Below are 16,962 nucleotides of genomic sequence, written 5' to 3' on the forward strand. Positions count from 1 at the left end.
CGAACCCTCGCCTTCGGCTCGGGGGCGGTGAACCACGCCCGCTCCGTGCTTCGCACGTCGCCCCTCGTTCCCCGCCGTCCCCGGAAGGGGCTGAACGTCTGGGCCTCGTGCCGTTCATGCCCACAAACCAGCCCGGCCCCGAGCGCGAGGACGATCGGCGGATCATCCCCGGCATCCTGCACGTGCTCACCTCCGGCTGCCGCTGGCGCGACGGCCCGGCCGCGGATGGACATCGCACCACGGTCTACAACCGATTCAACACATGGTCGCGGCGCGGTTTCTGGACGGCGATGCTGACCGCCCTGGCTAGGGCCGGGTGGGTCGGTGAGGCGGCTGCTATCGACGCGACTTACGTCAAGGCGCACCGCTCGGCGCAGGGCGGCAAAGGGGGGCGACAGCGCAGGCGATCGGCGCGTCGCGCGGCGGAAAGACGACCAAGATCCACGCCCTCGTCGACGTGCTCGGCCGCCCTGGCGTCCTCCTGCTGACGCCGGGCAACACCAGCGCCGTGCGCACCGCCCCGGCGGTGCTGGCCGAGGCCCCAGGCCCCATCCAGCGCCTGATTGCCGACAAGGGCTACGACGCCGACTGGCTGCGGGCTGATCTGCGGGAGAAGGGCATCACCCCCGTCATCCCCGGCACCCGCGCCCGCAAGCGCCGGCTGCGCCACGACAAGCGCCGCGACCGGGAACGCTGGCGCATCGAGGCTGCCTTTTGCCGTCTCAAGGACGTCCGCCGGATCGCCACCCGCTCCGACAAGCTGGCTCGCAACTACGCTTCCGCTCTCGCCCTCGCCGCCGTGATCGCGTTCTGGTGCTGATTGAGTCCTGACCCTAAGCCCGCGCGACCCGTTGACTAACATTTGGAAATACTGGATGTGTCACGCCTACACACAGACCAGGGCATGTGGGAGCAAGCTGTTTCGTGGTGTAATCAATCTATATCGGATGGCCCCTACTGGATAACGTATCTTGATCTTGCTGCAGCGCGTGCTTGGCTCGACAGAAAACATGATGCCCAGGAGGCGGTCAAACAACTTGTCCGTCTTATGCCAGGATACACAGTCCAGAAATGGGCCAAGGCTGATTGGTCGCGCAATCCGATCTTCCTGGAGGAGTATCGGCGCACCGTTGAAGGGCTCCGTAAGGCCGGGCTTCCGGAAAACTAAGATGCACCTCGGCGGACGGCGGTCGGGGCGGTGCGCGATTTCGGAGAGGGTCCTCCCTCACGCACCACTGCCCGGCGGCAGCCGAGCGACAGCCTGCGTTGCTGGCCATGGTGCGCAGCCAGCAGTCCGAGGAACTCATCCGGCATCCGGTTGATGGCTTCGCCATCTCCCATTTCGGCCATGCGGATGTCGGCTTCGCTCAGGCGCCGCGCGGGCTTGGGATACGACATCCGACGGATTGCTTCGCAATGCGGATGTCGGCTTCGCTCAGGCGCCGCGCGGGCTCGTGATCCGGGATCCGCTTCGATCAAGCCGATCCCGTATGACAGAGGCCCTCCACGCCCGCCGCCCGCTCGTCGCTTTCAGGCTGCCGCTCTTAAATTCAGTAAAATAGGCTGTTGAGGGCCCGCGCCCCGCGGATTTGAACCGTAGAACGGGCCTCGAGCAGCCAAGCTCTGGTCCAAACGAGAACCATGAACTGCTACAAGGATTTCTTGCTCCACCTGAATGCGTTCAGCGAACCGGTCAGCGGCGGCTTACGGGTTGCGTCGTCGAGAGGTCCGCCTGCCCCGTCCGAGGGCGTGCGCGTCGGTCGACGCATCACGCGCGTGCGGAATACGAGGACGAGCAATGCCGCCGCAGAGACCACCGCGAGCGGCAGCGACACCTGCCAGCGCTCCCGCGCATGGGCGCGGGCCAGAAGGTGGTCCTGAACGAAGCGCTCGCCGCGAGCCATCTCGTTGTAGGTCTGCTGGTAGGACGCAATGCGCCGAACCTCATCGTCTGTCAGGCCCGCCCCGCGCCAGCGCGATTGCCTCTCCTGGTTGGAGAGGGCCTCGACCTCGGCGCGATACCGCCGCTCCATCGCAGCCGCTTCGGCGTAGCGAGCCGCCTCGGCATCGTCCATGAAGCGCTCAGGCCGCAAGCCAATCCGGTTCAGGGCCGCGAGCAGCGGCTGATCGGCCCCGGGCCTGATGAAGGACCAGAGACTGCCCGCGAGCATGAGTGAGAGCAGTCCGATCGATGATGCCTGGCGTGCACGAGCGCGCCTCTGCGTCGTCTCGTTTGGGTCACCGATCCACAAAAAGCGCGCCAATGCGGCGAGACCGAGAGCGGCGAACAGCGTGAGGACCACGCACGCGCCAGTCGGAAGGTCGAATGCCAGCGAGCTCGCGAAGCCACCCAGTGAGGCCGTCAGACCAACGCACCAGCCAATGAGGAGCGCCAAGCCGATTCTGTCGGCGGCGAACAACGTCCCGGTGACGGCCGGGATGATGAGGAACGAGAACACGAGCAGGACGCCCGCGACGGCGACGGAGCTGGTCACGATCGCGCCGAACGAGGCGTAGAAGACGAAATCCCACAGGACGCCACGGGCGCCGGTGAGTCGGTTCTCCGAAGCGTCGAGCAGCGGGCGCCGGGCGGCCCAGTGCAGCAATGCGACGGCCGAATAGAGCGGGACGATCTTCGCGAGCTGCTCCGGTCGCGCGTCGAGCAGGGTCCCGACGAGCATCCTCTTGACGTGTTCCGCCCCCTGCGGCGCGCGATCGATGACGAGCACCGTGGCCGCACTGGCGGCGACGTAGAGGACACCGACGAGCGCCTCTTGGCTCACCGCCCAGGACACCGAACGGCTCGCGGTCAGGGCCACCGCGCCGGAGAACGCGAACAGCATCGCGTATGCGAACGCGGCCAGATCGCTCGGCGCGTGGCCGAGGGCCACGGCGAGCGTGGCCCCCAGCGCGGAGAGCTGCGCGAGCGCGAGATCCGCGAACACGACCCTTCGGCGCAGAACGTGGAGGCCCAAGTAAGTGTGGACCCCGATGAAGATCGCCGTCACGGCGAGGGGCACCGCGAGCAGGGCGGCGAGATCGGCGATCAACGCCCACCCGCCTCGAACGCGTCGTGGAGCGCGTCGACATCGACCTCGAACAACCCAAGGTAGTCGCTGGTCCCCGATAGCTCGCCGACCGACCCGGCGAGCACAACCACCCGGGCACCGGTTCGGGCCGCCACGGCCTCGGCCGGCCCGCGCGGCGCGTTCGGCTTCGCGAGCACGACGCGCACGCCCTGCTCGCGCATCAGCCCGGCAACTCGGGCGAGTTGGGCCGGGCTCGGTGCGATCCCCTCCTTCGGCTCCACGACGGCAACCACGTTGAGGCGGAAGCGGCGGGCGAAGTAGGGCCAGTCGTTGTGATAGGCGACGACCGGTGCGCCCGCGTAGGGCGCCAGTCGGGCCTGCCACGACGCGAGCCGCCGGGCGAGGCCGGCGAGAAAGCGCCCGCGGTTCTCGGCGACCAGGGCGGCTCGGCCCGGCGCGACCCGTGCCAACCCATCCGCAATACCGGCGGTGATCGTCTCGGCATTCGCGGGGTCGAGCCAGTAATGGGGGTTCGCCAAGCCGTGAGCATGGCCGCCGGTGGCTCCCGCCTCCACGCTGCTCCCCAGCACTTCGAGGAGTGGGATGCCCGCCGAGGCGTCCACCTGCCCCGCGCCGCCCCGCATGAGCTTCGGATCGGCGTGGCGCGCCAGCAGCGGGTCGAGCCAGTGATCGTAGCCGAGGCCTACGCGGACGACCAGGTCGGCACCACGCAGCCGAAGGAGGTCGCCCGGCCGCACCTCGTAAGCCTCGGGGTCGGCACCGGGTGGGACGAGGCTCGCCGCAACGACAGCGTCACCGCCGACCGCCTCGACGAGACTTTTCAGGTCCGGCGTGGTCGCGACGACCCGCACCGGTCCGCCCTGGGCCGCACGCACCGCTGCGGGGCAGAGCAGAAGCGGCAGCACCAGGAGAGCGAGCGCGCCCAAGCGCCGGAGGATCCGGTCGCTGCCCACTGATGCCAGGCCGGCTAGCGCTGGTTCACCCACAGGCTCTTGGGAACCATGCAGCTGACCTCTTTCTCGGCATCCCGGGGTGCCGCGATGCGGCAGTCCATCGCCATGCTCGCGAGCGCATACGCGTCCAGGCGCGACAGTTCCTTGCGCTCGACGAGCATGTTGATCATCGCCATCGACGCCGTGTCCATCGCCCTGTTCAGGTCCGCGTCCCTGCCCGTCGTGACGAAAACCTCCGGCGTCTCGGCTCGCGGCAGCTGCGTCGGCTTCCTTCCATCTTTGGGCAGCATGCAGTATGTGCCCTTGACCACGTTCACGACCTCAGAGATCGGGCAATTCCAATTTTCCAGCATCGACTGCTCGGCCTGCGCCTGTGAGACCTTGTCGCGTTCGATGATGAATCTCGTGGTCTGGTCGCGCAGGAGGTCGAGAGCCTTGTTGAGATCCTGATCGTAGCCGACCGTGATCCAGTCCGTTGGGGTCTCAATGCGCGGCCAGTCGAGCGTCGCACCCTTGATCACGTCGACCGTGACGTTCAACTCCTTGAACGCCGTCTCGATGGCGCAGAGGTTCACCTCGCCATTGCCCTGACCGGCGTGGCTGTCGCCGGACCACAGCAGGGCCCCCTGGACGAAGACCGGTATGTAGAGCGTCGCGCCTTCCGTGAGTTCGCGGATATCGAGGTTCCCGGCGAAGCGGCCGGGTGGCACCGAGCTGTACCGGCCAGGCTCCGCGCGGGCTACCGCGGTCGTGCCCGGGAACGGCCTGAGCGGGATCTCGATGCCTGGCGCGAACTCCATGGTCTTGCGGTCGAGGTCGAGGTAGAAGAATCTGATCTGTCCTTCCGGGAAGTCTTTCGGAAACTCACCGAACAGGCCTGGAAGATTGAAATTGGTCGCGTAGGCGCGCGGCACGATCTTGTTGATGTGCACGCGGAGAACATCTCCAGGCTCTGCCCCTTCAACGTAAATAGGTCCCGTGAGCGTGTGAGGGCCCCGGCCCGGGTAATCAGTGCGGGTTTTCTTGACTTGATCGATTGTGATGCCCGGAACCACTTGATTGTGGGCGTGCATCATTGTTTCCATGGCGACCGTGTCGCCGGACTGAATTCTCAGCACGGGCGGCTGGGAGTTGTCGAACCAGCCCCACTGCGTCGTGGCAGGAGTGGCTGGCAGAAGATGAACTTTGCCTTTGGCATGATGCGAGGGCGCGTTCATGCCCTGTTGCTGCAGTGGGCCGTAGACGAACGGCAAGAACGTCGTGGGATCGTTGAGGTCGGGCGATGCCGGCTTTGTCTGGCCGGGAGCCGGCGCAGGCGAGGTGGGAGCCGGGGCACCCGGGCTCGGCGCCTGCGGGCGCCCCGAGGGCGTTGGTAAGATCTGGGGGGCTTGAGCCCGAGACGGAGTGACCGATCCCGCGAGGGCCAATGCGGCAACGGCCGCAGCGCCACAGAGGAGGTTCTGCCGCATCGGATAACTTCCTCCCTCTGTTCTTCGGGAGGCAGCATGCCTCGTCATCGAGCAGTCCGTCCAGTCCACCTCGTGAGGTTGGCTTGAAATCCGGTGATCGGCCGACAGCAGTTATTCTTCGAGAGAGCGTGGTGGTGATGCGGCGACGAGAGCGGGGCCGCCACCGACGAGCGCCGTGGGGGCACGTCAGCGCCCGCAAGAGTGCCGGCCCGCATCCGATCGGGCGACGCGCTTGCGAACAGCGTGGGGGCGCGCAGCGGCGCTGGCAGGGCGGGCGGAGGAATGTCCCGGCGGCGGAAGCCCTGCGCAGGCTCAGGGAGGCGAGGTGAGACGCTCCGACGCGCTCGACTCTTCACGCTTCGGTTGAGCCGCCATGCGATGCGCCGCTGCCCGGTCGATGGCTCGAAGGAGGGCGGTCCGCCGGCCCGAAGGCCGGCGGGGGAGCGGGGTCTCAGAAGAAGCCGAGGGCCTTTGGCGAGTAGCTGACCAGGAGGTTCTTGGTCTGCTGGTAGTGGTCGAGCATCATCTTGTGGGTCTCGCGCCCGATGCCCGACTGCTTGTAGCCCCCGAACGCCGCGTGGGCCGGGTAGGCGTGGTAGCAGTTCGTCCACACCCGGCCGGCCTGGATCTCCCGCCCGAAGCGGTAGGCCCGCGTCCCGTCCCGCGTCCACACCCCGGCGCCCAGCCCGTAGAGCGTGTCGTTGGCGATCGCCAGCGCCTCGGCCTCGTCCTTGAACGTCGTCACCGACAGCACCGGCCCGAAGATCTCCTCCTGGAAGATCCGCATCCGGTTGTGGCCCCGGAACACCGTCGGCTTCACGTAGAAGCCCTCGGCGAACTCGCCCGCCAGCACCGCCCGCTCGCCGCCGGTCAGCAGCTGCGCCCCCTCCTGGCGGCCGATGTCGATGTAGGACAGGATCTTGGCCAGCTGCTCGCCCGAGGCCTGGGCGCCGATCATCGTGGCCGGGTCGAGCGGCGAGCCCTGCCGGATCGCCTCCACCCGCGCCACCGCCTTCTCGATGAAGCGCTCGTAGATCGATTCCTGCACCAGCGCCCGGCTCGGGCAGGTGCAGACCTCGCCCTGGTTGAGGGCGAACATCGCGAAGCCCTCCAGCGCCTTGTCCAGGAACGCGTCGTCCCGCGCCATCACGTCCTCAAAGAAGATGTTGGGCGACTTGCCCCCCAGCTCGAGCGTCACCGGGATCAGGTTCTGGCTGGCGTACTGCATGATCAGCCGCCCGGTCGAGGTCTCGCCCGTGAAGGCGATCTTGGCGATGCGCGGCGAGGAGGCCAGCGGCTTGCCCGCCTCCAGGCCGAAGCCGTTGACGATGTTGAGCACGCCGGCCGGCAGCAGGTCGCCGATGATCTCGGCCAGGACCAGGACCGAGGCCGGGGTCTGCTCGGCGGGCTTGAGCACCACGCAGTTGCCGGCCGCCAGGGCCGGGGCGAGCTTCCAGACCGCCATCAGGATGGGGAAGTTCCACGGGATGATCTGGCCGACCACGCCGAGCGGCTCGTGGAAGTGGTAGGCGACGGTGTCGTGGTCGATCTCGGAGAGCGAGCCCTCCTGGGCGCGCACGCAGCCGGCGAAGTAGCGGAAATGGTCGATGGCCAGCGGGATGTCGGCGTGGGTGGTCTCGCGGATCGGCTTGCCGTTGTCCCAGGTCTCGGCCAGCGCCAGCAGGTCGAGGTTGTCCTCCATGCGGTCGGCCATCCTGGTGAGGATGCGGGCGCGCTCGGCCGGGGCGGTGCGGGCCCAGGCGTCCTTGGCGGCGTGGGCGGCGTCGAGGGCGCGCTCGATGTCCTGGGCGTCGGAGCGGGCGACCTCGCAGATCAGCCGCCCGGTGAGCGGCGACGTGTTCTCGAAGTAGCGGCCCGCCGCCGGCGCCACCCACTGCCCGCCGATGAAGTTGTCGTAGCGCGCCGCGAACGGCGAGGCGGTCTGGCCGCGCAGGAATTCCGGCTTGTTCATGGCGTTCCTCCGCAGCTACCTCCCACGGCGGAGCCGTGGAATGCTGAGCCGTCGTTGATGTGCTGAAACGGTAGCTGCTTCGCCTGCTGTATGGACGCCTGACCATGAGCGGCATTGATCCAGCTCAACATCAGCTCGCGATGAGATTACTTTCGCGGCCAGGATGATGGCGGCGCAGGCGCCGACCTGCCGTGCGCGACAGCGCAAATTCTCTCGCACCTGGCGGCTGCCGGCAACCGCCTCAGGCGTTGTTCCGAGACGAGACGACCGCGTCGTAGATCTCGACGCACACCTCTGACGACGGGAATGGCGGGCGGATGAGGCCGGTGGCCGGGGCCGAGGGCGGGCGACCCCGACCTTGAGAACGAGGAGGGGAGGCATGAAGCTCTACGAGGACTTCTTCCACCCGGACGCGCAGGTCGAGATCGCAGGGGACCGCTTCGTGGTGACGCTGCCGGATGGCCGCTCGCTCTCGTTCAAGGTCGAGGGTCACGCGTGCCACAACCCGAACGTCAAGTGCCCGCCATCCTTCGACATTCGCGACCAGCTCGACGAAGAGTGAGGGGCAGGCTCGCGGATTGCGAGGCTTGTTCGCCTTCGCGAACGTGTGGTGCACTCGGAACGGCGGAGAGGCCCGGGAGCGTTGCCCGCCATCCGGCTCGTTGCGGGGGCTCCAGACTCCCCAGCGGCGCCGTGCGTTGCGACCTTGCCCCCTGTTCGTCTGCGCGGAACGGGGGCCTGGCGAGGCATGCGCCCGACGCCGTGGGATCGCCTCAGCCGGACCGCCATTCGCTCGGCGACCGGCCGGAAAACTTCTTGAACGCGCGGCTGAACGCCGCCTCGGAGTCGTAGCCGACGTCCTGGGCCACGGCGGCGACCTTGGCGCCCCCCTCGCTCAGGCGCTTGGCCGCAAGCTGCATGCGCCACCGGGTGAGATACTGGATGGGAGGATAGCCGGTCAGCTGGGTGAACCTGCCGGCGAGCGCCGAGCGCGACGCGCCGCACGCGGCGGCGAGGTCCTCGAGCGTCCAGGCCCGGGCCGGCTCGGCGTGCAGCAGCCCGAGGGCATGACCCACCAGCGGATCGCGCAGCCCGGACAGCCAGCCGATGTGCCCGGGGTCGAGCTGGTCCATGTAGGTCCGCACCGCCTCGATGAGCATCAGTTCCGAGAGCCGGTTGAGAACGCTCTGGGCGCCCGGGCGCCGGTGCTTCGTCTCGTGCGAGAGGAGCAGAACGAACTGGTTCAGCAACCCGTCCGTCGCCGGCGACGCGCCTCGTCCGACGCGCACGAAGCGTGGCAACGCGTCGAGCAGCGGGTTGAACGGGCGCACATCGCAGCTGAAGAATCCGCAGATCACGTGGGCATCGTCCGCGCTGCCCGCGCCGGCCCGCAACCGTATCGGCAGGCCGCCGACCTCGTTCGGCCGGCGGTGAGCATCGAGATCGGGCCCGGCGCGCATCCCCGGCGCGCTGGAAACGGCGTGCGGCTCGCCATGCGGGATGATGGCGATGTCGCCCTCGTGCAACCGCACGGGCTCAAACGGCGCACCGTCGACGATGGAGATCCAGCACGAGCCGCGCGTGAGCACGTGGTACTCGATCGCGTGCTGGGCACCGGGCAGAACGGCCCCCGCGATCTGCGCCGATGGAGGCGCCTCGGCGACCCAGGGCGCGGTGGCGGTGACGTCGAAGAACACCGAGCCGGTCAGCCGGACCGCCGAGAGCACATCCGAAAGCACGTCCGCCGTCATGGGCAAGAGCCTCCATGGGCAAGAGCCTCCATGGGCAAGAGCCTCCATGGGCAAGAGCCTCCATGGGCAAGAGCCTCCATGGGCAAGAGCCTCCATGGGCAAGAGCCTCCATGGGCAGCAGCCTCGATCCCCGTGCGAACCGAAGCTCGGCCGGATCGCCGGGGCGCTGCACATCCGTGGGGCGCTCAGGCGCCGCTGCCCCAAGTCGAGCGCCAGGTCGAGCGTTAAATCCAGCGCCGTGCTGGCGAAGAGTTCGGTGCTGCGACTCGTCGTGAGCTCCGATCCCGAGCAGCTCCGCGGCCATCGGATCGCGCCGAGTATACAGCACCGGCGCGGCCGGCGTGAGTGAGAGCAGCACCCGATCACGTGGCCATCGGGTACTGCTCTAGGTCTTTGATCTTGCCGCATTTTCTGCGACGAACCGGCATCCACTTCGTCGGACAATGCTCTAGCGCGGCCGACGTGGCGGTGCACGAACTGCACCGCGCCCGCGATGGCGCCGAGGAAGGGCACCATGACCGAGGTAGCGGAGTGGAATGCCGTCAGGGCGAGGTTGCTCCGTCGGACCGCAACGGCCGGGAACTGGACGCTGCCGCGATGACGGCGCGCGGGCCATGGCGCTCCGCGCGGTCGCCGAGCCGAGATGGCGCAAGTCGAGGCCCGTTCGAGGCCCGTGCGGCGGCTGTCGCCATCCACGCACCACCGATCAGCTTGGCGCTACGGGCCCGCGGTGGGAATGTGATACGACATCCGACGGCTTGCGTCGCCATGCGGATGCCGGCGTCGCTCAAGCGCCGCGCGGACATGTCATCCGCTGTCCGGACGTGATCGTCCGGACAGCGGATGACAGGGTCGGGAGACGTCCCGCGCCGCTTCTGATCCGGGCGACGGAATAAGGCCTTCGGGCCACAGCACAGGGTGGCGGGTGCCGTCGGCTGCTGTGGCCTGCCGCATCCTCACCGTCGTGTCACGACGACTTCCAGGTATTCGCTCGGCACGACCACGGTCGCGTCACCAGACTTGTTGAAGTGCCCGATCAGGCCGGTGAGATCCTGCGCCAGCGCTATCCTGGCGGTAGCCCCGAGCGCCTCGAAAGCCTTCAGCATCGGGCCGTAATAGGTGCGGAAGGTATCGAGGAAGTGCTGTACTGAGCGGTAACGGAAGGTGAAGTGCCGGGACTGTGCGATGAGCGAGGACGCCTCGGCAGCAAAACTCGTCTCGATCCACTCCGGCGTTCCCCACAGGGCTGGGGACTTGAGGCCTGGCGGTGGTGGGAGGTGTTTGCCGATGATCTTGAACATCTGGCCTATGAAGCCGTCCGGCGTCCAGTTGGCTAAGCCGATACGACCCCCGGGCCGACAGACGCGGAGCATCTCGCCCGCGGTGCGGCCCTGGTCGGGACTGAACATCGCGCCGAAGGTGGAAGCGACCGCGTCGAAGGACCGGTCTGCGAACGGAAGGTTCTCGGCATCGGCCTTGCGGAATGTGACGGCCACGCCCTCGGCCTCGGCCCGCAGCCGCCCGCGCTCCAGGAGGGGCTCGACATAGTCCGTGGAGGTCACGTTGCACCAGCGGCGGGCGGCTGCAAGCGTGAAGTTGCCGTTACCGGCGGCGACGTCCAGCACGTCCTGCCCCGCGCGCAGGTCCATCGCCTCCGCGAGTTGCTCGCCGACGATCTGAAGCGTCGTGCCGACGACGGCGTAGTCTCCTGACGACCAAGCCAGCTGCTGCCTGGCCTTGATGGCCGCGAGATCCGGTGCGGCCGCGGTCGGGCGGCAATCGATGACGGTGCTCATGGCATGCCCTCGTCTTCCTGCGTGGTCTTCTTCGCTCCGGCCGTCCGCCGATGCGTCGGCCTTGCGGGGATCACCACTACTGCCGCCGACCGGCCAGGCGAATGACCGGGCCGCCAGACTTCATGCTCGTGCGTCCACGCCCGCTCTGGTGGGATTGCCCCGGCCTTTTTATGTGCACGGTGAGTGGGCTTGGCTGACCAGGGTGCGGGTTGCGGGCTTTGGGCGGTGCTCCTGTTCGAGTGCCGAAACGCGCCGCCCTGATGGACGCCGCAGAACCGGACGTGCCGGCCTCCATGGGCTTCCCGGCCCAATATCGGGCCAAGCTCCGCAGCACGAACCCGCTGGAGCGCCTCAACGGCGAGACCAAGCGGCGCACCGAGGTGGTCGGCATCTTCCGCAACGAGGCGGGTGATCAGGCGCCCGATCGGCGCGCTTCTGCCGGAAGCCAACGACGAGTGGCCGCTGCAGCACCGCTACGTGCAGGTCGAGGGCATGGCCGGGCTCACCCCGGCGTTGATCGAGGAGGCGATCACTCTTCCGCCGCAGGCCGCCTGACCGGTGGCCGCTCCAACTCGACCCCGAAAGGCGGCCTCATTGACGGACGTGCCCCGGGCCCACCCAGCGCGCCGGCGGCAGAACGGGCGGCTTCGGCGGCCCGGTCAGGTCGGGGAAGCCGGCGTGACGGCGGGCCACGTACGCGTTCCCACGCACCCTGTCGGGCGGCGGATAGGGGCAGTCGTGGGCGACGCCCTCCAGCACGCGCTCGAGGGGCGTGTCGGCCCCGTCCTTCTCGGCGAGGCGGGCGAGCCGATCGGAGCCCTGCCGCGAGGCACAGATCCCGCTGGCGGCCCGCACGATAACGACCAGCGCCGGCCACTGCATGCTCGTCGACCGGCGCCCCACCGCTGAGCGGAAAGCGTTCGACTTGGGCCCTTATAACTCGCGGGAAATCAAGTTGCGCTGAGATTGCAATCGCCATTCGTAGGTACGAGTTTAAATCGGCAATTGACTACATAATTTATGTAGATTTTACTCGCTGAGTCTCGGTCTCAGTGGGGAGCATCCAATGCCGCTTCACCTTCCGAACGTCCGTGGAGCACGTCGTCTTGCTGATGCCCTGAACGCGACCGAGCAAATTCTGGGAAGAGACCCTGTTCGGCAAGTGACGATGAGCGCCGGGCACCGCATGCTCGTTGATCGGCGCTCGACGACAGAGCGGGGCCCGTTCTATCTGCGCACCTACGACCAGCAGAAAATAGAGCTTCTGAGGAGGTTCATCGAGCCGGGGACGGCGGTGCTCGACATTGGAGCCAATGTTGGCTTCTTTACAGTCCCGCTCGGCATCGTCGTTCGAGACCAGCGGCGCTTCGGGCGGGTCTTTGCCTTCGAGCCCGTCCCAGGGAACCGCGACCGCCTGCAGGAAAACATCCTGATAAACGCGCTCGATGAGACCGTGACAATCATCCCGGCTGCGCTCTCCTCGAAGCCGGGAACGGTCGAAATCTCGCTGCGCGAGGATTTCCAGAACGGATCGCGCACCGGCAACGCCGCGATCGTCATTAGCACTGAGGATAATTTATTTGAAACAACCAAGATCGTGACGATGCGGCTCGACGACTATGTCGCGCACGAGATCGCTTTGCCGATCAGCGTCATAAAAATCGATACGGAAGGCCATGAGGACGAGGTGCTCGCCGGTGGAAATGAGACAATCGCCCGGAACCGCCCCGTCATTCTGATGGAAGTCGAACCGAATTATTACGAACGCAAGGGGGTCGATTTCTATGAAAGGGTCCGTGCCGTGTTGCCGCCCGACTATCGATTCCTGGCAGTCGGGTTGCATCGGCAGAGCGTGCTGCGGCCGCTCGGAACGCGGTTGAGTTTCACGGAGATCAGGGACCGCCCGTCCTTCATGCGCCCGCAGGACGTCCTGCTGCTTCCGCCCGGTCGCCACGTCTGACCGGTTGGCTCCCGACGAGTGGCCTGCGCCTCACGGGGATCCAGCGGCGCCATGTCAGCGAGGTCCCGGCACAGGGCGCCGATGGCCTCGCTATCGTGCCGATTCACGTCGAAGTCTGGTTGCCCCCGGCGCCGGGGGCCGCCACGCTCGAACGGTTCGGCGCCGGGGTGATCAGCCCCAAGGGTGATCAGCCCCAAGGGTGATCAGCCCCAAGGGTGATCAGCCCCAAGGGTGATCAGCCCCAAGGGTGATCAGCCGCCAGGAGGTGGCCCGGTTGGACTGTCAATGGACAGTGGGTCCCGTCCACCATCGACGGCTTGGCCGGGCGCGCGCAGCGGGCCGGGCGGCGAGGGCCGGCACGAACGATTCCGGGGCCGGCGCCTCGGGAGCCGCGACGCTCCCCGCTGCCGCGCATACGGGACGGGCACGACGGCGCGACGCTGTGCGCCGAAGTCGAGGTGGCGAACAAAGATCAAGTGATCCGGGATCCACTTGATCGAAGCGGATCCCGTATCCCAAGCCCGCGCGGCGCCTGAGCGCGGCGCCTGAGCGCGGCGCCTGAGCGCGGCGCCTGAGCGCGGACGACATCCGCATTGCCGAAATGGGAGATGGCGAAGCCATCAACCGGATGGCGTATGAGCCTCCTCCGGCGTCGCGGCGGCATGGCGCGGATCGCCTGCATCGCATCGGGTGGAATGCGGAGCGGCTGCGGCGACCGCGTCCCGGACGGTCAACGACTTGGGTCGGCTGGCGCAGCGTCGAAGCGGACATCACCCTGAATTCGTCGCAGGAGGCGGACCGCTCGGCGCGGTGAAATCCGGCGACTCGGATGTGTTCCGGTTCGGATGAGCCGTCGCGTCGGGCGAGGCGGCCCGGGATGGCGGGCGTTCTCGGATCCGGACGTGCACGGCGCCGGCCGCGGACCGCGCGGCGCGCGCGTGCGCCCCGGCACGGCGCGCCGGCGCGAGCGGTGCGAAGGTGTTCGCGTCCTGGAGGGCGAGGAGGAACGAGCCCGACGGGTGGCATCAGACACCATCGGGGCGCGCCCTGCCCGGGCCGCCGCACGGGAGTTCACCATGATCAGCAAGTCGCTTGCCACGGCCGCGATCCTCACCGTCGGGCTCGGCACCGTCGCCCACGCGAACCTCACCATGAGCCCGCCGAGCGCGCTGCCCGCCGCCCAGCCCGGGCCGGCCGTGGCCGAGGCTCCGGCGCGCCCCGCGCCGAAACGCTACGCCGAGGTGAAGACCCTGGCGCCCACGACGCAGACCGACGCCGACGAGCGCTTTCAGGGCACCCGGCCCGCGCCGCGCGTGATCGACCTGCCGCGGGCGGAGGGGCAGAACCAGGCCTACGTCGCCGCCCCGCCGGCCCCGCAATCCGCGCCGCAGGCCAGGCCGGTCGCCGCCGTGGAGGAGCCCGCCCCGGCCCCCGAGCCCGTCGCCGCGCCGCGCCGCGGCCGCGTCGCGGACCGCGACCTCGTCGAGGCCCCGCGGCGGGCGGAGCGGCCCGCCGGCTACCGGACCGCGAGCTGGAACGGCGGCCGCGGCGCCACCTGGAAGACCGGGAAGAACGATTACGGCTTCGAGGGCACCTTCGGCGGCTGCCGCTTCGCCGGGTTCAGCGGACCCGGGGGCTTCAAGCTCGATCGCGTCTGCCGCTGAGCCCAGGGTCGGAAGCGGGCCGCCGCCGCGGCGGTCGACCTGCGGCCCGCTTCAGGTCACGGCATTGCCGCCCTCGCACAGGACGAAGGGCTCGCGGCCGCGGATCCGGTCCCCACTCGCGACCAGGGTCGCGCTGGTGAGGTGCTCGCGGCCGAACACGTCGCGGTAGGTCACCTGACCGACCAGGTAGAGGCCGAGTTCCGAACTCAGCAGGCGCTCCGCCACGCCGGGCGCCGCCTGGAGGTTGACCCGCCGGGTCACCAGGCGCGTCTCGCGCGCACCCACGATGCAGGGGAGGCGGTCCGCCGCCGCGGTCACGCTCGGCAGGCTCGCCGCCGGGAAGGGCTCGACCGCGAGCGTGAAATTCGCCACGAGGTCGAGGGCCGGCGTCAGCCCGTGATTGCGCAGCTCGATCTGAACGACGAGGTCCTGGCCGGGCGCGAAGCGCTGGAAGGACGCGAAGGTCACCCCCACATACGCCCGCAGCTGACGCTCGCTCGCCTCCCGCTGCAGCTCCATCCCGGCCGCCTGGAGGGCGACCGCGCGCTGCGTCGCCTCGACCAGGTCCCGGGCGGTGCGGTCGCGCCGGGCCAGGACGCGAAGGAGGAGCGCCAGGACCAGCAGGCCGGCCGCCACGCCGCCCAGGAGCCAGGTGTCGCGATCGAGCGTCCGTACGGCCTGAATGGCGGGCGCCGCGAGATCGAGCATCCACTGCTTGGCCTCGAGCAACCGGGTCACGAAATCGGATGAACTGATCATCGATCGGATGTCATCAGCGGCGCACCCGGCGTCGGCAGGACTCGTCGCGCGCCGGCGGCGAGGTCCGGCGCGCGCGGACGGCCTGACACCTACCCGGTTTGCGGCGGCGGGCGAAGCCGAAAGAGTACCGAGGCCGCGATTCCTTGACGTCCGGCTCCGGCCACCCTCGACCCACCATCCGCACCCGCCGGGATCGGCCGAGTGGACCGGCGGGGCGCTGATATACCGGATTACTCTTTCGAGATAACGCCGATTACCACTTGACAGCGCTTCAAAGTAAGTAAAACCTGCCTCTCGGGGAGACCAGAATCTCCCGCCCGAACGAGGCGGGGTACCAATGACTTGCCGCTGCAATCGTCCGCGCCCGCGCGAGGCGGAATCGCTCGCGGGACTGAGCTATCGCGCCTACCTCATCGACGGACAGGACCACATCGTCGGAGTCGAACGCATCGACGCGGAGGACGACGTCGAGGCGCTGCTGAAGGCGCGCGGCCTCGACGTGCCGTTCGACATCGAATTATGGGACCGGGATCGCCGCGTGATCGGCATCCAGCGTCACCGGATGCGGGCGGCGCGCAACTGAGCCGCCCGGACCGCGCGCGAAAAACCCCGCGCAGCTCCAGCCGCGCGGGGTCGATCCTGTCCGGGGAGGCGGCCGGTCAGGCCGCGAGCTTCGCCGCCAGCAGGTCGTTCTCGTTCCCGGCGACCAGCGGGGTGCGATCCGCCGGAGGCGTCAGCCGGTCCGCCGCGACGAGGACCAGCGAGGCGTTGGCGGCGAGGGCGGCGACGAGGCCGAGAAGGGCGAAGGCGATCATCGGAGGCTCTCGGTCTGCGTTGTGCGATGCACCATATATGGCACCGCACCATTTTCGTTGGTATGCCAGATGCCAACGGTCAGGCATGCGCCGCGGGCATGGCCCGGGCCGCTCCGGCCCGGCTGCCGGGGCGCGCCTGCCGCGACCGGCCCGCGCGCCCGAGAGTCAACGCTTTCTTAATACGCCCGGACCACTCTCTCGCCCGTGCGAAATCCGCCCGCGTTTCGCTGCCCCGCACCCGGACAAGGCCATGGACGACGAGATCAGGATCCGCGTGATCGAAACGGCGTTGCGCATGATCGCGAAGCACCTTCAGGACACGGATCCGAGGTTCGGCGTCAACGTCAACGGGCGGCTCGACGCCCAGACCATGGCGGTGGCGTCGAACGACGACAAGGGTCCGGTCGAGAAGGACAAGACCGTGGAATTCTACGATCAGGTGCGGCGCCTGCTGAATCCCGGCCGCTGAGCGCCGCGTCAGGGCGAATCCGCGAGCCGGTCGCAATCGCGCCGGTGCGCGGCGAGGCAATCCTCCCGCTGCGCCTCGCGCCGCAGGGTCGTGAACACCCAGACGCTCCCGAGCACCAGCGCGGCGACGAGGGCGAGGGCGAGGAGCGCGCGCCCGCGCTGGTCGGCATCCTCCCGAGGATCATCCGTCGGCATCGTCCGGTCCCGCACCGGCGGGCGCGCGGCCCGACCCGCGGAAGATCGGGTCGCGGCGCCCCCCCGTCCAGGGCGCGCCGTTCGGGACGCGGACGGCACGGCGCCTCCCC

General features: G+C 68.6%; 17 protein-coding genes and 1 pseudogene. 8 read left to right on the plus strand and 10 right to left on the minus strand.

What is annotated here, in order from left to right; translation table 11 throughout:
* Positions 1-116 precede the first annotated feature (116 nt).
* Both MET2598_RS38960 and MET2598_RS38965 read left to right on the plus strand, forming a co-directional pair.
* Positions 117-820, plus strand: a protein-coding gene (locus MET2598_RS38960; RefSeq protein WP_085984614.1) for an IS5 family transposase whose coding sequence is annotated in 2 segments (ribosomal slippage) — positions 117-399 and positions 399-820 — 705 coding nt in all. Because the reading frame shifts where the segments join, the coding sequence is not laid out codon by codon here.
* Between the two features lie 446 nt (positions 821-1,266).
* Positions 1,267-1,458, plus strand: coding sequence for a hypothetical protein (locus MET2598_RS38965; RefSeq protein WP_236728701.1), 192 nt, complete (start codon positions 1,267-1,269; stop codon positions 1,456-1,458).
* 191 nt (positions 1,459-1,649) lie between these two features.
* Here MET2598_RS38965 and MET2598_RS0110050 read toward each other — a convergent pair whose 3' ends face one another.
* From MET2598_RS0110050 to adh, 4 genes are all read right to left on the minus strand, one after another.
* On the minus strand, positions 1,650-3,050 hold the full coding sequence (locus MET2598_RS0110050) for a metal ABC transporter permease (protein ID WP_018260752.1): 1,401 nt from the start codon (positions 3,048-3,050) through the stop codon (positions 1,650-1,652).
* The gene (locus MET2598_RS38970) at positions 3,047-3,976 is read right to left on the minus strand and encodes a metal ABC transporter substrate-binding protein (RefSeq protein ID WP_157182126.1); all 930 of its coding nucleotides are present in this window, start codon (positions 3,974-3,976) and stop codon (positions 3,047-3,049) included. The genes MET2598_RS0110050 and MET2598_RS38970 overlap by 4 nt, the downstream gene beginning before the upstream one ends.
* 41 nt (positions 3,977-4,017) lie before the next feature.
* Positions 4,018-5,256, minus strand: coding sequence for an acetamidase/formamidase family protein (locus MET2598_RS0110065; protein WP_236728702.1), 1,239 nt, complete (start codon positions 5,254-5,256; stop codon positions 4,018-4,020).
* A gap of 667 nt (positions 5,257-5,923) precedes the next feature.
* On the minus strand, positions 5,924-7,444 hold the full coding sequence (gene adh, locus MET2598_RS0110070) for an aldehyde dehydrogenase (protein ID WP_012336432.1): 1,521 nt from the start codon (positions 7,442-7,444) through the stop codon (positions 5,924-5,926).
* A gap of 379 nt (positions 7,445-7,823) precedes the next feature.
* On the opposite strand from adh, the gene MET2598_RS0110075 reads away from it, so the two are divergent.
* On the plus strand, positions 7,824-8,006 hold the full coding sequence (locus tag MET2598_RS0110075) for a hypothetical protein (protein WP_012332621.1): 183 nt from the start codon (positions 7,824-7,826) through the stop codon (positions 8,004-8,006).
* A 211-nt stretch (positions 8,007-8,217) separates the two neighbouring features.
* On the opposite strand, the gene MET2598_RS0110080 is transcribed toward MET2598_RS0110075, so the two are convergent.
* Positions 8,218-9,195: an AraC family transcriptional regulator gene (locus MET2598_RS0110080; RefSeq protein ID WP_018260756.1), complete on the minus strand. Its 978-nt coding sequence runs from the start codon at positions 9,193-9,195 to the stop codon at positions 8,218-8,220.
* A 956-nt stretch (positions 9,196-10,151) separates the two neighbouring features.
* Positions 10,152-10,991 carry a class I SAM-dependent methyltransferase gene (locus tag MET2598_RS0110085; RefSeq protein ID WP_018260757.1) on the minus strand — a complete coding sequence of 280 codons (840 nt, stop codon included), beginning with the start codon at positions 10,989-10,991 and terminating at the stop codon, positions 10,152-10,154.
* Between the two features lie 236 nt (positions 10,992-11,227).
* Between MET2598_RS0110085 and MET2598_RS40975 the strand changes: the two are divergent.
* Positions 11,228-11,546 (plus strand): annotated as a pseudogene (locus MET2598_RS40975) (transposase); the annotation flags it as partial.
* 36 nt (positions 11,547-11,582) lie between these two features.
* On the opposite strand, the gene MET2598_RS0110095 reads toward MET2598_RS40975, so the two are convergent.
* Positions 11,583-11,873 (minus strand): hypothetical protein, encoded by a 291-nt coding sequence (locus tag MET2598_RS0110095; RefSeq protein WP_018260759.1) that lies wholly within the window; start codon positions 11,871-11,873, stop codon positions 11,583-11,585.
* Between the two features lie 184 nt (positions 11,874-12,057).
* Between MET2598_RS0110095 and MET2598_RS0110100 the strand changes: the two genes are divergently transcribed.
* Positions 12,058-12,951, plus strand: a complete 894-nt coding sequence (locus MET2598_RS0110100; protein ID WP_236728703.1) for an FkbM family methyltransferase — start codon at positions 12,058-12,060, stop codon at positions 12,949-12,951.
* A 1,076-nt stretch (positions 12,952-14,027) separates the two neighbouring features.
* Positions 14,028-14,615, plus strand: a complete 588-nt coding sequence (locus tag MET2598_RS0110105) for a hypothetical protein (RefSeq protein WP_012332616.1) — start codon at positions 14,028-14,030, stop codon at positions 14,613-14,615.
* A 51-nt stretch (positions 14,616-14,666) separates the two neighbouring features.
* Here MET2598_RS0110105 and MET2598_RS0110110 read toward each other — a convergent pair whose 3' ends face one another.
* Complete coding sequence (locus MET2598_RS0110110) at positions 14,667-15,374, minus strand: hypothetical protein (RefSeq protein ID WP_012332615.1); 708 nt, start codon at positions 15,372-15,374, stop codon at positions 14,667-14,669.
* A gap of 337 nt (positions 15,375-15,711) precedes the next feature.
* Between MET2598_RS0110110 and MET2598_RS0110115 the strand changes: the two genes are divergently transcribed.
* Entirely contained in the window at positions 15,712-15,957 is a 246-nt protein-coding gene (locus MET2598_RS0110115; protein WP_012332614.1) for a hypothetical protein, read from the plus strand.
* Between the two features lie 76 nt (positions 15,958-16,033).
* Here MET2598_RS0110115 and MET2598_RS42120 read toward each other — a convergent pair whose 3' ends face one another.
* On the minus strand, positions 16,034-16,189 hold the full coding sequence (locus MET2598_RS42120; RefSeq protein ID WP_012332613.1) for a hypothetical protein: 156 nt from the start codon (positions 16,187-16,189) through the stop codon (positions 16,034-16,036).
* A 250-nt stretch (positions 16,190-16,439) separates the two neighbouring features.
* Between MET2598_RS42120 and MET2598_RS0110125 the strand changes: the two genes are divergently transcribed.
* Positions 16,440-16,658, plus strand: a complete 219-nt coding sequence (locus tag MET2598_RS0110125; protein WP_012332612.1) for a hypothetical protein — start codon at positions 16,440-16,442, stop codon at positions 16,656-16,658.
* Between the two features lie 8 nt (positions 16,659-16,666).
* Here MET2598_RS0110125 and MET2598_RS0110130 read toward each other — a convergent pair whose 3' ends face one another.
* Positions 16,667-16,852: a hypothetical protein gene (locus MET2598_RS0110130; RefSeq protein ID WP_012332611.1), complete on the minus strand. Its 186-nt coding sequence runs from the start codon at positions 16,850-16,852 to the stop codon at positions 16,667-16,669.
* Positions 16,853-16,962 lie beyond the last annotated feature (110 nt).

Origin of the sequence: Methylobacterium sp. WSM2598 (assembly GCF_000379105.1) — a bacterium.
Taxonomy (GTDB): Bacteria; Pseudomonadota; Alphaproteobacteria; order Rhizobiales; family Beijerinckiaceae; genus Methylobacterium.

Coding starts and splice junctions, on each gene's coding strand:
- MET2598_RS0110130 (WP_012332611.1), bottom strand. CDS start 16,852: ATGCCGACGGATGATCCTCGGGAGGATGCCGACCAGCGCGGGCGCGCG.
- MET2598_RS0110085 (WP_018260757.1), bottom strand. CDS start 10,991: ATGAGCACCGTCATCGATTGCCGCCCGACCGCGGCCGCACCGGATCTC.
- MET2598_RS0110125 (WP_012332612.1), top strand. CDS start 16,440: ATGGACGACGAGATCAGGATCCGCGTGATCGAAACGGCGTTGCGCATG.
- MET2598_RS0110115 (WP_012332614.1), top strand. CDS start 15,712: ATGACTTGCCGCTGCAATCGTCCGCGCCCGCGCGAGGCGGAATCGCTC.
- MET2598_RS0110100 (WP_236728703.1), top strand. CDS start 12,058: ATGCCGCTTCACCTTCCGAACGTCCGTGGAGCACGTCGTCTTGCTGAT.
- adh (WP_012336432.1), bottom strand. CDS start 7,444: ATGAACAAGCCGGAATTCCTGCGCGGCCAGACCGCCTCGCCGTTCGCG.
- MET2598_RS0110110 (WP_012332615.1), bottom strand. CDS start 15,374: ATGATCAGTTCATCCGATTTCGTGACCCGGTTGCTCGAGGCCAAGCAG.
- MET2598_RS0110105 (WP_012332616.1), top strand. CDS start 14,028: ATGATCAGCAAGTCGCTTGCCACGGCCGCGATCCTCACCGTCGGGCTC.
- MET2598_RS0110075 (WP_012332621.1), top strand. CDS start 7,824: ATGAAGCTCTACGAGGACTTCTTCCACCCGGACGCGCAGGTCGAGATC.
- MET2598_RS0110080 (WP_018260756.1), bottom strand. CDS start 9,195: ATGACGGCGGACGTGCTTTCGGATGTGCTCTCGGCGGTCCGGCTGACC.
- MET2598_RS42120 (WP_012332613.1), bottom strand. CDS start 16,189: ATGATCGCCTTCGCCCTTCTCGGCCTCGTCGCCGCCCTCGCCGCCAAC.
- MET2598_RS0110095 (WP_018260759.1), bottom strand. CDS start 11,873: ATGCAGTGGCCGGCGCTGGTCGTTATCGTGCGGGCCGCCAGCGGGATC.